The sequence below is a fragment of the Achromobacter pulmonis genome (assembly GCF_902859765.1).
Lineage (GTDB): Bacteria > Pseudomonadota > Gammaproteobacteria > Burkholderiales > Burkholderiaceae_B > Achromobacter > Achromobacter pulmonis.
Genome location: NZ_CADIJV010000004.1, coordinates 71,379 through 84,247 on the forward strand (window position 1 = coordinate 71,379; position 12,869 = coordinate 84,247).

Genomic DNA, 12,869 nt, shown 5'->3' on the forward strand with positions numbered 1-12,869 from the left:
GTCATCTTGGTCCGCCTTCGGCGCCCCTATGCCGCGATGCGTTGCTCGGGCTGGTCGGCCAGGTAGTGCGCGATGGCGGCGCGGGCCAGGGCGTCGATGGAGTCGGTCAGGGTGATACCGAGGCTGGGGCGCAGGGCGTGGGGCACGGCCAGCGGCAGTTCGGTGCAGCCCAGGACGACGGCATCGGCGCCGCGCGCCTTCAGGCGGGCAATGCCGTCGGCGGCGGGAGCGAAGGCGGCGTCGAGCTGGTTGCCCTTGACGGCGCGGATCGAGGCCATGCAGTAGCGCTCGACCTCCTCGTCGTCGGGGACGATGCATTCGTAGCCCTGGGCTTCGAGGTGGCGCTGGTAGAGACCGAGCTTGAGCGTGGCGGCGGTGCCCATCAGGCCGATGCGGCCCTGGTGCAGGCCGAGGCGGCGCAGGTCGTCGATGACGGCCTGGATGATGTGCAGGACCGGCAGGCGCGTGGCCGCGGCGATTTCGTCGTACCAGAGGTGCGCGGTGTTGCAGGGGATGGCGATGAGCTGGGCGCCGGCGCGTTCGAGGAAGCGCACGCCGTCGACCATGTAGGGCAGGGGATTTTCGCCGCCGGCCATGTGGGCGCTGGAACGGTCGGGGATGCGCGGGTCGTTGCGCAGCAGAGTGGGGATGTGTTGCTGGTCCGCGTCGGCGGGCGTGAGCGCCGCCAGGCGCAGGGCGAAAGCGGCGCCGGCCAAGGGGCCCATGCCGCCCAAAACACCCAGGTAACAGCCCTGGGAATAGCTATTCACTTTGTTGACTCCAAGGTATTGCTTCACCGGGTGCCAGTACCTGGCCCGGGCGCTCGGTGCCGGTTCGTTCCCCATCCCACACTTGCCTGCCGTTGACCCATACTGCGTGGATGCCCTGGCTGACCTGAATGGGAGCTGAAAAAGTGGCCGTGTCCGTGACGTTGGCGGGATCGAACAGCACCAGGTCAGCATGATACCCCTGCCGCAGCAGGCCGCGTCCGGACAGGCCGTATTGGGCGGCCGCCAGGCCGGTCATCTTGTGGATGGCGCTTTCGAGCGACAGCAACTGTTGTTCGCGCACCATGGCGCGCAGCACGTTGGTGAAGGTGCCCCATTGGCGCGGATGCGGATGCGGGTCGAAGGGCAGGCCGTCGGAGCCGACCATGGTCAGCGGATGGCTGAAGATGCGGTTGACGTCGGCCGGGTCCATCAGGAAGTAGATGGCGCCGGCGGGCGCCAGGCGGGCGATGGCGGCCGCGTCATCCAGGCCCAGTTCAGCCATGACCTCGCCGAAATCGCGGCCGGTGGCCTCGGGGTAGCCCTTGGACCAGGTGATCATGGTGCGGCTGGCCAGGCGGGCCCGGTCCAGCCGCAGCATGGTCGAGGTGGCCGGGTAGGGATGGCAGTCGAGGCAGACGCGTTGCGCGGCGGCGGCGCGGCTGATCAGGTCCAGGGTTTCGCGGCTGCGGCCGTGATTGCGTTCGCCGGCCAGCTTGTGGTGCGAGAACACCACGCGGCAATCCAGCTCGCGGCCGATCAGCAGGGCTTCTTCCATGGCCGGCACGATGTGGTCGGCTTCGTCGCGCAGGTGGGTGGCGTAGATCGCGCCGGCGCGGCCGCGCAGCGGCTGGCAGACATCGATGATCTCGTCGGTGGGCGCGGCGCTGGCGGGGGGGTAGAAGGTGCCGGTGGACACGCCGAACGCGCCGGCCTCGAGCGCCTCGTCGAGCAGGCCGCGCATGGCCTGGCGCTCGGCAGCGGTGGCGGCGCGCCCGGTATCGTCCATCGTCGCCACGCGCAGGGTGGTGTGGCCGACGAGGGGGATCACATTGACGGCCGCGGGCGTGTCGGCCAGGGCCTGGACCCACTCGCGGAAGGTGCCGAAACGGAACAGCGCGGGCGGGCCGAGCAGGTCCAGCGGCTGCGGAATCGCCTGGCGCGATAGCGGCGCCAGGCTGATGCCGCAGTTGCCCGTGACCACTGTGGTGATGCCTTGCGACACCTTGGGCAGCATCCCGGGATGGGCCAGCAGGTAGCCGTCGTCGTGGGTGTGCGAGTCGATGAAGCCGGGCGCCAGGGCCAGGCCGCGGGCGTCGATCACGCGCGCGCCGGGCGGGTGGGCGAAATCTCCCAGCGCCGCGATGCGCCCGCCCCGCACCGCCAGGTCGCCCTGGCGGGCGGCGCCGCCACTGCCGTCGATGAGGGTGGCGCCGGCGACGATGAAGTCTGCTTGCAAGGCGTGGGCCGCCGGGGTGCTGCTGTCCGTCATGGCGGGGCTCAATCCAGTTTTTCGATGCCGGCGGTATCGATGATGCGCTTCCATTTGGCGGTTTCGCGATCGATCAACTGCTTGAAGTCATCGGGATTGCCGGTGGCCGGCTCGGCGCCCAGCGTTGCCAGTCCGGTGCGCACTTCGGGGGCCTGCAGCGCCTTCTGGATGGCGCCATTGAGCTTGGCCACCACGTCGGGCGGGGTGCCCTTGGGCGCGACCACGCCGCCCCAGGCCACGGTTTCGTAGCCCTTCAGGCCGGCCTCGTCCAGGGTCGGCACAGCGGGCATCAGCGCCAGGCGCTTGAGGCTGCTGACGCCGATGGCGCGCACCTTGCCGCTCTTGACCAGCGGCGTGGCTTCGGAGGTATTGACGAACATGTAGTCCAGGCGTCCGCCCAGCAGGTCCTGGATGGCGGCGGGACCGCCGTTGTACGGGATGAACATGACATCGACCTTGGCCATGCTCTTGAACAGCTCGCCGCCCATGTGGCCGGTGGTGCCCACGCCCGAGGCGCCATAGGACAGGCGGCCGGGTTCTTTGCGGGCGCGCTCGATCAGGTCCTGCACGCTCTTGATGGGCGAGCCGGCCGGCACGATCAGGGCGTTGTACAGGTCGAACAGGTGCGCCACGGGGGCCAGGTCCTGGTCGACGTCGTAGGGCAGGCGCTTGAACAGCGAGCGGTTCACGGCCAGCGTGTTGATGTTGCCGTAGCCGATGGTGTAGCCGTCGGCCGCGGCGCGCTTGATCAGGGTAATGCCGATGTTGCCGGCCGCGCCGGGACGGTTTTCCACCACCAGGGTGGCGCCGGTGTCCTTGGCCAGTTGCGTGGTGATCAGGCGCGACAATACGTCGGGCGAGCCGCCGGCGGCCGAAGGCACGATGAAAGTGATGGGCTTGTCGGGATAGGTCCCGGCGGCCTGCGCGCCGCTGGCGAGCGTGGTGGCGGCCAGGGCCAGGGCGGCGACGTGGCGCAGGAAGGTGCGTTGCATGCTGGATTCCCCTTGTTTTGTTGTGTGGAGGCGGCCAGATTAGCACCGGGTTTGCGGCACTGCGTCATCGAAAAATGTCGAAAACCTATAATCCGCCGTTATTGATCAAGGGGGAAAAAATGGATGCGCACGACGATGCCGGCGAACGCGCGCCAAGCGCCGGCCGGCCGCTGAACCTGCGCCAGATCGAGGTGTTCCGCGCCATCATGATGGCCGGCTCGATCAGCGGCGCGGGCCGCATGCTGCACGTGTCGCAGCCCGCGGTGAGCCGGGTGCTGGCGCTGACCGAAGACCGGTTGGGCTACCGCCTGTTCGAGCGCGTGCGCAGCCGGCTGTCGCCCACGGCGGAGGCGCGGCGCCTGTATGCCGAAGTCGAGCAGGTCTACGGCGGCATCCAGCGCGTCAATGACCTGGCCGCCAGCCTGGGGCAGTCCGGTGCCGGCATGCTCAGGGTGGTGGCCAGCGCCAGCTATGGCCAGCGGCTGGTGCCGATGGCGCTGGGGCGGTTTCGCGACCGCAATGCGGCGGCGCGGGTGGATTACCGCAGCGTCACGTTCGATGAGCTGGCGGCGTATTTCCTGTCGGGCCAGGCCGATATCGGCATCTCGATGCGGCCGCCGGACCATCCCAACCTGACCTCGGTCAAGCTGGCCACGGTGCCGGTGGTTTGCGTGCTGCCGCGGGACCATCCCCTGGCCGCGCACGAGGTCGTGCATCCGGAGGATTTCGCTTCGGCGGCCTGGATCGGCTATCCGCGCGATACGCCGCTGGGACAGGCCCTGCAGTCGTTTTTCGGCGGCGCGCCGGCCTGCGCGGCGGCGGTCGAGGTGCATTCGCCGGTGACCGCCTGTTCGTTCGTGCAGCAGGGGTTGGGGCCGGCGCTGGTGGACGCCTGGTGCGTGTCGCCGGACCAGGCGGCAAGCGTGGTGCTGCGGCCGATCGCGCCCGCCGCCAGTGTCGAGATCTGGGCGACGCATTCGAACCTGAGCGCGCCGCCCCTGCTGGCGCGGCGCTTCCTGGCGGCGGTCAAGAAGACCCTGGACGTCGCCGCGCCGACGCTGGCCGGCGGCTGAAAATGGCATCGCCCCGGCGCGCGGGCGGCGGGGCGATCCGACTTGCCGGGCCGTCAAGGCGGCCCTGGCGGCATTACGCCAGGCCTTCGGCCTTGAGCGCGGCCTGGACGCCAGGGTTGTCCTGCATGCGCTTGAAGAACGCGGCCAGGTGATCCTGGTTGGACAGGTCGATCTGCTTGGCGTGGGCCCAGCGCATCACCACGTACAGATAGGCGTCGGCAATCGAAGGCGCGTCGCCGCCCAGGTATGGTTGGTCGATCAGTTGGGCGTCGAGCAGCGCGAACAGGCGCGTCAGCAGCTTGGACGCGGAGGCGGCCAGTTCCTGCTGCGGGGCTTCCTCGCTGAGAAAGCGGCCGGCGCCAAAGATCATCGAAAAGGTCTTGTGGATGTCGGAGTTGATGAAGCCCAGCCAGCGGCGCACGTCGGCGCGCGAGCGGGCCGAACCGTCGCCCAGCAGCTTGGCCTGGGGGGCCTGTTCGGCCAGGTATTCGAGAATCGCGACGTTCTGGGTCAGTTTGAAACCGTCGTCGTCCAGCGCGGGCACGGCGCCGAGCGGGTTGACCTTGAGGAACTCGGCGCCCTTGAGTTCGTCGCGGCTGAGCTTGTGGGTCTCGTACGGCTTGCCGATCCATTCCAGCACGATGTGGGAAGCGAGCGAGCACGCGCCGGGCATGTAGTACAGTTTCATGTAAGGGAGTCTCCTGAGAGGATAGGACGGGAGGCCACCCGTCGCTGCGCCTATGGTACGCCACCCGCGCGGCGCCGCCGAGTACCGCCGCGCCCCCTTAGCCGCCGGAGATGTCCATGCCGTCACGTCCGTCCGCGATCCGTCGCGTCTCGTCCCTGATCGCCTGCGCCGCCTTGTTCCTGTGCGCGCCGGCCTGGGCCTCGCCACAGCAAAGCCCGGACCGGCCACCCGCCGCGCGCGTGCAGGTGACGGCCGTGGTGGGCGGGCTGGACCATCCCTGGTCGATGGCATTCCTGCCCGACGGCGGCGTTCTGATCACCGAACGGCCTGGCAAGCTGCGCCTGCTGCGCACCCCCGGCGGCCTGTCCGAGCCGCTGGCCGGCGTGCCCAAGGTGGCGGCGCAGGGGCAGGGCGGCCTGCTCGACGTGGCGCTGTCGCCGGGCTTCGCGCAGGACCGCTACGTCTATCTTTCGTATGCCGAATCCGACGGTTCGCGCAGCGGTACCGTGGTCGGCCGCGGCCGCCTGTCGGCCGACGCCAGCGCGCTGGAGGATTTCCAGGTGCTGTTCCGCCAGGCGCCCAAGCTGTCGCAGGGGCTGCACTTCGGCTCGCGCCTGGTGTTCGACGGCAAAGGCTACCTGTTCATCTCGCTGGGCGAGAACAACCAGCGCCCAAGCGCGCAGGACCTGGACAAGCTGCAGGGCAAGGTGGTGCGCCTGAAGGCCGACGGCTCGGTGCCGACCGACAATCCCTTCGCCGGCAAGGCCGGCGCGCGTCCCGAGATCTGGTCGTACGGACATCGCAACCCGCAGGGCATGGCGCTCAACCCCTGGACCGGCGCGCTGTGGGAGAACGAGCACGGCCCGCGCGGCGGCGACGAGATCAACCTGGTGCAGCCCGGCAAGAACTATGGCTGGCCGCTGGCGACCCATGGCATCAACTATTCCGGCCAGCCAATACCCGAAGCCAGGGGCGAGACGCTGCCCGGCATGGCGCCGCCGCTGTACTGGTGGGCCAAGTCGCCGGCCATCAGCGGCATGGCGTTCTATGACGCCGACCGTTTCCCGGCCTGGCGCCGTTCGCTGTTCATCGGCGCGCTGGCCGACCAGGACCTGATCCGCCTGACGCTGGACGGCGACAAGGTGGTGGCCGAGGAACGGCTGCTGGGCGAGCGCAAGGCCCGCATCCGCGACGTGCGGCAGGGGCCGGACGGCTATATCTATGTGCTGACGGATGCCTCGCCGGGCGAATTGCTGCGGCTGGCGCCGGCGCAGCCGGGAGGGTGAGCATCATGAAGACCTACGAACTGATCGGGTCGCCGGGCTGCGGCTCGGCCATCGTCGAGATGGCGCTGGCGCTGGCCGACGTGCCGCATGTGCTGACCGATGTGCCGTATCTCAAGCCCGGGCCGCAGCGCGACCGGCTGCTGCGCCTGAACCCGCTGGGCCAGGTGCCGACGCTGATCACGCCCGATGGCGAAGTGATGACGGAGAGCGCGGCGATGGTGCTGCACCTGCACGACGTCGCGCCCCAGGCCGGCCTGGCCCCGGCGGCGACGCGGCCGGAGCGGCCGCGCTTTCTGAATCTGCTGCTGCGGCTGGTGGCAGCCATCTACCCCACCTTCACCTACGGTGACGACCCGCCGCAGTGGACCACCGCGGGAGCGCCCGCGGAACTATTGCGCGAACGGGTGCATGGCCGCCGCGCTGATCTGTGGCTGGAGTTGGAGCGCCAGGCCGGCGCGCCGCACATGCTGGGCGAGCGCTTTTCGGCCCTGGACCTGTACGTGACGGTGATGACGCACTGGCGTCCCGGGCAGGCCTGGTTCGAGGCCAATTGTCCGGCGCTGACATCGGTGGCGCGCCAGGCGGCGCAAGAGCCGAAAGTGGCGCGGGTCCTCAAGCGCAATTTCCCGCCGCCGACGGAGTAGCCGCGCACAGACCGAGGCGGCAGCGTCCGCACGGCGCATCCGCTGATGCGTCCGATGGCCCCTTCTATGCGGAGCTGGTCGACCCGCCATTTCCCGCAGATGGGACCGGCTCGACGGGGCCGCCATCGCCGCCGACCATCCGGCGGCATTCGGGATCAGGTTCGCCCGCCTTACTTGAACAACGCCGCGTTCTCTTCCAACACCGCATCCGCGCACTGCGCGTCCAGGTTGCCGCCCGGCGCGCCGGCCACGCCGATGGCGCCGATGACGCTATTGCCGGCCTTGATGGGCACGCCGCCGCCCAGCAGCAGATAGCCGGGGATGTCGGTCAGGTTGGCGGCGGCGGGGTTCTTTTGCGCGTTCTCCATGATGGCCAGCGTCGGCGCCTTGGCCGAGGCCGACGTGAAGGCCTTGGCGCGGCTGGCTTCGATGGTGTGCGGGCCGGCGTTGTCGGCGCGCGCGAAGGCCTTGAGCAGGCCGGCGCGGTCGACCACCGAGGCGCTGACGTGGTAGCCCTTGGCCTGGCAGGCGGCGACGGTGGCGCTGGCCAGCTTCTGGGCGTCGGCGCTGGAGATATTGCTTTCGCTGAGCACGGCGGCGTGGGCGGCGCCGCTGACGGCAAGCGTGGCAACCAGGGTGGCGAGCGGGTAACGGGTCATGGTCTGCGTCCTTTCTTCAAGTGGGGATCAGGAGCAGTCAGTGTGGCCAAAATGCCGGCGGCGCGGTATGCGCCCGATTACCCACGGGCCTCCGTAGCGCTACGGAGGTAGCGGGCCGGCGTCAATCCAGCAACGTGGCGTACTGGCGGATCAATTGCGCCAGCGAGTCGGCTTCGAGCTTGGCGAAGACGTTGGCGCGATAGGTTTCGACAGTGCGTGGCGACAGGTCGAATTCGCGCGCGATTTCCTTGTTGCTCATGCCCTGCACGATGCGTTTCAGCACCTCGTGCTCGCGCGCCGACAGGCGCGCCAGGCGGTCGGCGGCGGCCTGGGTCACGGCCAGGCGCTCGCGGCGGGCGATGTGGCCGCGCACGGCGGACTGCACCGCGTCCAGGAAGACGTCGTCGTCCACGGGTTTCTGCAGAAACTCCATGGCGCCGCCCTTGAAGGCGCGTCGGCACAGGTCGACATTGGCGTGGCCCGTGAGCATCACCACCGGCAGGTCCGAGGTGTCGGCCAGCCGCGCCAGCACGTCGAGTCCGCTGATGCCGGGCATGCGGATGTCCAGCACCACGCAGCCGATGGCCTGAGGCCCCAGTTGCGCCAGGAACCGCTGCGGATCGGCATGGCTTTCGCTGCGCAGGCCCACCGTGCGCAACAGCAGCGCGAGCGCGTCGCGCACGGCGTCGTCGTCGTCGACCAGGTAGACCAGGGGCGATTGGGCGGACAGGTTCATGCGGCGTCTCCGGCCAGCGGCAGTACCAGGGTGAAGCAGGCGCCCGAGGGCTGCAGGTTGCGCGCGGCCAGGCGGCCGTCCATGGCGCCCGCCAGCGTTTCGCAGAGCGCCAAGCCCAGCCCCATGCCCTGGGCGCGGGTGGTGTAGAAGGGCGTGAACAGCCGGGGCAAGGCGTCGGCGGCGATGCCCGGGCCGTTGTCGCTGACGCTGAAGACATAGGTGGCGCCCTCGGCGCGCCCTTCGAGCGCGATCTGGCGCGGGCCGGCGGTGGCGGCCAGCGCGTCGGCGGCGTTCTGCACCAGGTTGTGCAGGATCTGTTCCAGGGCGACCCGGTCGCCCAGCGGCCGGGCCAGCGGGCTGGCGTTGCGCCAGTCCAACTGGATGCCCTGGCGCGCCAGCTCGGGGCCGCGCAGGAAACGCAGCGAGTCCACCAGCGCGTCCGGGTCCAGCGCCTCGCGCCGACCCGGCGCGCTGGGTTGCACCAGGTCGCGCATGCGGCTGATGATGTCGGCGGCACGCTTGGCCTGTTCGGCGCTGGCCAGCAGCGCGCGGCGCACCGCGGGGCGCTCGTCGTCGTCGTCCAGCAGGCGTTGCGCGGCGCGCGTCTGCGCCAGGATCGCGGTCAGCGGCTGGTTCAATTCGTGGGCGATGCCGGCCGCCATTTCGCCCAGCGTGCTGAGCCGCGCCATCGCGGCCAGGCGCGCCTGCTCCTGCCGGCGCCGGGTCTCGGCGCGGGAGCGCCGGGTGGCCGCCACGCCCGCCACCAGCAGCGCGCTGGTCAGGCCCCACAGCAGCCAGGGCAGCCAGGGCCAGGTGGCCGGCGTGAGCGTGCGGGCGCTGTACAGCATGAAGGGCTGGCTGGCCGCGCCCAGCGGCTTGGACAGCGCCAGCGGCCAGCCGGATGGTGCGGGATCGGGCTGGCGTTGCAGCAGCGCCAGCGGCTGTGGGCCGATGGCAAGGGTCAGGTTGGACAGGCCGGCGGGAAAGTCGGCGGCGGCGAGCAGGTCGCGCGCGTCCACCAGCAGACTCCAGCTGGAGGGCGACACCAGCCAGTAGCGGGCGGCGTCCAGCGGCAGCGTGACCGGACGGCCCAGGCTGCGGGCCTGTTGCACTGCGGCGCGCAGGCCGGGCGGCTCGGCGCTGCTGCCTGCCCAGGCGCCGTCCGTCAGGTAACCGAGCGCCCGCAGTTGCGGCATGGCCGGCCGCAGGCTGGGAAACAGCCGTTCCGGCGTGGGGGGATGCGACAGCGCGGCCAGCGTCGCCAGCACCGCCTCGTGCTGCACGGCCTTCTGGCTCAGCATGCGCTGCGCAATGCTGGTGTCCTGGAAAAAACGGTCGTACTGGTCGACGTAGTGCTGGCGGCCAATCCAAAGGGTGCCGAGGCAGAACAGGACCAGCCAGTAGAGGAGGGCGCGGCGGCGCAAGGGGGGATTCACGCTGGGATTATGCCCTGCGGCCTGTCCGCACTGGAATCCGTAGGGCTACGGAGGCGGCGAGCCGTCCGCCGCCGTGGCGGGCAGGCAGGGTCAGGCGCGCGCGGCGGGCGCGCGCAACTGCCATAACGCATCCAGCACGTATTGGGTGGCGCGTTCGATCTGGCCATCGCGATGCGCGATGCCCAGCGGACGCCACAACGCGGGCCGCAATGGCCGCATCGCGATGCGCGGATCGGGTTGCGGCGCGGTGGCCTCATGCGGCAACAGGGTCGCGCCGTAGCCGGCCGCCACCAGGCTCTTGATGGCGTCGTTGTAATTGAGCTGGATGCGCGGACGCGGGTTGAGGCCGGCGCCGGCGAACCATTCGCCGGTCTGGCGCGAGAGCCGGGTGCTGGCGTCGTTCAGGATCAGCGGCCGTTCGCCCAGCCACGCGGGCGTGACGCGGGGCGGCGCGTCCCAGGCGGCGGGCAGGAAAGCCATGATGGGATCGCGCCGCCACGGCCTCAGCACCAGGCCGGGCACCGGCGGCTGCGGCAGCGCCACCAAACCGACATCGAGGGCGCCGTCGCGCAGTTGCTGCAGGGTTTCCTGGGACGTCAGCACGGCGACCTGCACGTCGATGCCGGGATGCTCGCGCCCCAGCGTTTCCAGGGCGCGCGGTAGCAGATGGGCGATGGCGCCGGTGGATGCGCCCAGCCGCACCCGGCCGCCCAGGCCCTGCACCTGCCGCTGCACGTCGTCGAGCGCCTGGTCGGCGTCGGCCAGCAGGCGCCGCGCGCGTTCCAGCAGGGTGTCGCCGATGGGAGTGGGCCGCACCTGGCCCCGCGTGCGCGTCAGCAGCGGCGCGCCGATGCGGGCTTCCAGGTCGGCGACGTGCAGGCTGACGGTGGGCGGCGCCAGGTGCAGCGCGCGGGCGGCCTCGGCGAACGAGCCCAGGTCGGCGATGGCGACCAGGGTGCGCAGGCGGTCGAGGTTGATTTCACGCATGGCGGTCTCGTTCAGGAATACTGAATTTCATCGTCATGATATTCGACTTTTCCTATCCCTGGCGTTGCGCAATGATGACGTCCATCAACCCCGTTCCGCCGGCACCGCGCCGGCATACCCGCAAGGCCACGCACATGACGCATCCTCTCGTATTCATCGACGGCGACCAGGGCACCACCGGTCTGCAGATCCACGAACGCCTGCGCGGCCGGGCCGACTTGCGCCTGCTGACCTTGCCGGAGGCCGAGCGCAAGGACGAGCGGCGCCGCGCCGAGGCCATCAACGCCAGCGACATCGCCATCCTGTGCCTGCCCGACGAACCGGCGCGCCAGGTGGTGGCGTCCATCGTCAATCCCGAAGTGCGGGTGATCGACGCCAGTTCGGCGCATCGCACGACCCCCGGCTGGGTCTATGGATTCCCGGAGATGGAAGCGGAGCAGGCGCGGCGCATCGCCGAGGCCAAGCGCGTCAGCAACCCGGGCTGCTATCCCACCGGCGCCATCGCTTTGCTGCGGCCGTTGGTGCGGGCCGGCCTGGTGCCAGCCGACTATCCGCTGGCCATCCATGCCGTGTCCGGCTATTCGGGCGGCGGGCGCGCCAGCGTCGACGCCTACGAGGCGCCTGGCGCCGCGGGCGGGTTGGCCTTCCAGGTCTACGGATTGGGGTTGGCGCACAAGCACACGCCCGAAATCGAGCGCCATGCCGGCTTGTCGCAACGGCCGGTGTTCGTGCCATCGTACGGGGCGTTCCGCCAGGGCATCGTGCTGACGGTGCCGTTGCAGCTGCGCCTGTTGCCGGCCGGCGTCACGATCGCGCAATTGCACCAATGCCTGGCGCGCCACTACGAGGGCAGCCGCCATGTGCAGGTGATGGCGCCGCAGGACGCCGCCGCGCAGACCCACCTGGATCCGCAGGCGCTCAATGGCACCAATGACCTGCGCCTGGCGGTGCATGGCAATGCGTCGCACGGCCAGGTGCTGCTGAGCGCCGTGTTCGACAACCTGGGCAAGGGCGCCTCGGGCGCGGCGGTGCAGAATTTGGACCTGATGCTGCACGCACTGGCGCTGGCGACGGCCTGAACCAGACGAGGCGCGCCGGCCAGCGCGCCTCGCGGGGGCACCGCGGCCGGGCGCCGTCACGGCTTTGGCCGCTTCACCCGTTCACCACTTCATTTCGCCCTTGGCCACCTTGGCGCTGATTTCGAGCGAGGCGGCCGCGCCCGCCTGCGGGTAGCGCGCGCGCATGGCCCGGATCAGTGCGGCGCTGTCCTTGGCCTGGGCCGCCTCGGCCTCGAAGGCGCGCAGGTAGCCCTGGGTGTAATGCACCGATTCCAGGGTCAGCGGCGCGCCGGGGGCGTAATGGCCCGGCACCACGGTCGTGGGCTTGAGGCTGTCGATACGGGCCAGCGTGGCGAGCCAGTCGGCGCGCGATTGCGGCGTCTGCGTGTCGGCGGTCCACACGTGCAGGTTGCCGAACACCACCACGCCGCCCACCACCGCTTTGCGTGACGGAATCCAGACGAAGCTGCGGTCGGGCTGCGGGCCGTCCAGGCCAGTGATTTTCAGGGCCTGGCCTTCGAGCGTCAGAGTGTCGCCTTGCAGCACCTGCGGGATGACGGCCTTGCGCGGCGCGTCGGCGCCGAGCTTGGGCCCCCAGAACGCCAGCTTGGCGTCGACCGTCTCCTGGATGTGGCGCACGGTGGGGGCGGTGGCCACGACCTTGGCCTGCGGGAACGCCGCCAGGACGGTGTCGAGCCCGAAATAGAAATCCGGGTCGCCGTGGCTGATGTAGATGGTGGTCAGCGTCTTGCCGCTGGCGCGTACCAGCGCCACCAACTGCTCGGCCTGCGATTTGCCGAACTGGGCGTCGATCAGGATGGCTTCGCGCGCGCCGCTGACCAAAACGGACGACACCTGGAAGATGGCGTCGTTGCCCGGGTTGTAAGGCGTGATTGTCAGTTCGGTGGCGGCGGCCAGGCCGGGGATGGATAGGGCCAGCGCCAGGGCGGGCAGCAGGCGACGCGGGGAGGACACGGTGAGCATGGCGGTTTCCTGGAAGAGAAAGGGAATGACCGCAGTCTAGTTGCGCCATTCGACCAGATAAACCGCG

At 70.2% G+C, this 12,869-nt stretch carries 13 protein-coding genes; 4 read left to right on the forward strand and 9 right to left on the reverse strand.

The features are described 5' to 3' along the window. Nucleotides 1-26 precede the first annotated feature (26 nt). From cuyB to HV701_RS05350, 3 genes are read right to left on the reverse strand one after another with little or no spacing between them, the layout of a single operon-like run. Nucleotides 27-770, reverse strand: a complete 744-nt coding sequence (gene cuyB / locus HV701_RS05340) for a cysteate racemase (protein ID WP_175132035.1) — start codon at nt 768-770, stop codon at nt 27-29. Then, entirely contained in the window at nt 763-2,259 is a 1,497-nt protein-coding gene (locus HV701_RS05345; RefSeq protein ID WP_175132036.1) for an N-acyl-D-amino-acid deacylase family protein, read from the reverse strand. The genes cuyB and HV701_RS05345 overlap by 8 nt, the downstream gene beginning before the upstream one ends. A gap of 8 nt (nt 2,260-2,267) precedes the next feature. Beyond that, nucleotides 2,268-3,251 carry a Bug family tripartite tricarboxylate transporter substrate binding protein gene (locus tag HV701_RS05350; RefSeq protein ID WP_175132037.1) on the reverse strand — a complete coding sequence of 328 codons (984 nt, stop codon included), beginning with the start codon at nt 3,249-3,251 and terminating at the stop codon, nt 2,268-2,270. Nucleotides 3,252-3,370: 119 nt separating this feature from the next. Between HV701_RS05350 and HV701_RS05355 the strand changes: the two genes are divergently transcribed. Then, nucleotides 3,371-4,324, forward strand: coding sequence for a LysR family transcriptional regulator (locus tag HV701_RS05355; RefSeq protein ID WP_175132038.1), 954 nt, complete (start codon nt 3,371-3,373; stop codon nt 4,322-4,324). 73 nt (nt 4,325-4,397) lie between these two features. On the opposite strand, the gene HV701_RS05360 is transcribed toward HV701_RS05355, so the two are convergent. Further along, nucleotides 4,398-5,012 (reverse strand): glutathione S-transferase family protein, encoded by a 615-nt coding sequence (locus tag HV701_RS05360; RefSeq protein WP_175132039.1) that lies wholly within the window; start codon nt 5,010-5,012, stop codon nt 4,398-4,400. A 110-nt stretch (nt 5,013-5,122) separates the two neighbouring features. Here HV701_RS05360 and HV701_RS05365 point away from each other — a divergent pair, with 110 nt between their 5' ends. Next, entirely contained in the window at nt 5,123-6,298 is a 1,176-nt protein-coding gene (locus HV701_RS05365) for a PQQ-dependent sugar dehydrogenase (RefSeq protein ID WP_175132040.1), read from the forward strand. 5 nt (nt 6,299-6,303) lie between these two features. Continuing rightward, complete coding sequence (locus HV701_RS05370) at nt 6,304-6,942, forward strand: glutathione S-transferase family protein (RefSeq protein ID WP_175132041.1); 639 nt, start codon at nt 6,304-6,306, stop codon at nt 6,940-6,942. Nucleotides 6,943-7,112: 170 nt separating this feature from the next. On the opposite strand, the gene HV701_RS05375 is transcribed toward HV701_RS05370, so the two are convergent. The 4 genes from HV701_RS05375 to HV701_RS05390 all read right to left on the reverse strand — a co-directional run bounded on the left by HV701_RS05375 (nt 7,113) and on the right by HV701_RS05390 (nt 10,760). Next, nucleotides 7,113-7,601 carry a GlcG/HbpS family heme-binding protein gene (locus HV701_RS05375; RefSeq protein ID WP_175132042.1) on the reverse strand — a complete coding sequence of 163 codons (489 nt, stop codon included), beginning with the start codon at nt 7,599-7,601 and terminating at the stop codon, nt 7,113-7,115. A 121-nt stretch (nt 7,602-7,722) separates the two neighbouring features. After that, nucleotides 7,723-8,337 (reverse strand): response regulator transcription factor, encoded by a 615-nt coding sequence (locus tag HV701_RS05380; protein ID WP_175132043.1) that lies wholly within the window; start codon nt 8,335-8,337, stop codon nt 7,723-7,725. After that, on the reverse strand, nt 8,334-9,773 hold the full coding sequence (locus HV701_RS05385) for a sensor histidine kinase (RefSeq protein ID WP_175132044.1): 1,440 nt from the start codon (nt 9,771-9,773) through the stop codon (nt 8,334-8,336). The genes HV701_RS05380 and HV701_RS05385 overlap by 4 nt, the downstream gene beginning before the upstream one ends. Before the next feature lie 90 nt (nt 9,774-9,863). Then, complete coding sequence (locus HV701_RS05390) at nt 9,864-10,760, reverse strand: LysR family transcriptional regulator (RefSeq protein WP_175132045.1); 897 nt, start codon at nt 10,758-10,760, stop codon at nt 9,864-9,866. 134 nt (nt 10,761-10,894) lie between these two features. Here HV701_RS05390 and argC point away from each other — a divergent pair, with 134 nt between their 5' ends. Then, a complete protein-coding gene (argC, locus tag HV701_RS05395) occupies nt 10,895-11,839 on the forward strand; it encodes an N-acetyl-gamma-glutamyl-phosphate reductase (protein WP_175132046.1) in 945 nt (314 codons plus the stop codon). Between the two features lie 81 nt (nt 11,840-11,920). On the opposite strand, the gene HV701_RS05400 is transcribed toward argC, so the two are convergent. Further along, a complete protein-coding gene (locus tag HV701_RS05400) occupies nt 11,921-12,802 on the reverse strand; it encodes an MBL fold metallo-hydrolase (RefSeq protein ID WP_175132047.1) in 882 nt (293 codons plus the stop codon). Between the last annotated feature and the right edge of the window lie 67 nt (nt 12,803-12,869).

What these genes read in the sequence shown, in the direction of transcription:
- HV701_RS05345 (WP_175132036.1), bottom strand. Translation starts at nt 2,259, where the DNA reads ATGACGGACAGCAGCACCCCGGCGGCCCACGCCTTGCAAGCAGACTTC.
- HV701_RS05350 (WP_175132037.1), bottom strand. Translation starts at nt 3,251, where the DNA reads ATGCAACGCACCTTCCTGCGCCACGTCGCCGCCCTGGCCCTGGCCGCC.
- HV701_RS05355 (WP_175132038.1), top strand. Translation starts at nt 3,371, where the DNA reads ATGGATGCGCACGACGATGCCGGCGAACGCGCGCCAAGCGCCGGCCGG.
- HV701_RS05360 (WP_175132039.1), bottom strand. Translation starts at nt 5,012, where the DNA reads ATGAAACTGTACTACATGCCCGGCGCGTGCTCGCTCGCTTCCCACATC.
- HV701_RS05365 (WP_175132040.1), top strand. Translation starts at nt 5,123, where the DNA reads ATGTCCATGCCGTCACGTCCGTCCGCGATCCGTCGCGTCTCGTCCCTG.
- HV701_RS05370 (WP_175132041.1), top strand. Translation starts at nt 6,304, where the DNA reads ATGAAGACCTACGAACTGATCGGGTCGCCGGGCTGCGGCTCGGCCATC.
- HV701_RS05375 (WP_175132042.1), bottom strand. Translation starts at nt 7,601, where the DNA reads ATGACCCGTTACCCGCTCGCCACCCTGGTTGCCACGCTTGCCGTCAGC.
- HV701_RS05380 (WP_175132043.1), bottom strand. Translation starts at nt 8,337, where the DNA reads ATGAACCTGTCCGCCCAATCGCCCCTGGTCTACCTGGTCGACGACGAC.
- HV701_RS05390 (WP_175132045.1), bottom strand. Translation starts at nt 10,760, where the DNA reads ATGCGTGAAATCAACCTCGACCGCCTGCGCACCCTGGTCGCCATCGCC.
- argC (WP_175132046.1), top strand. Translation starts at nt 10,895, where the DNA reads ATGACGCATCCTCTCGTATTCATCGACGGCGACCAGGGCACCACCGGT.
- HV701_RS05400 (WP_175132047.1), bottom strand. Translation starts at nt 12,802, where the DNA reads ATGCTCACCGTGTCCTCCCCGCGTCGCCTGCTGCCCGCCCTGGCGCTG.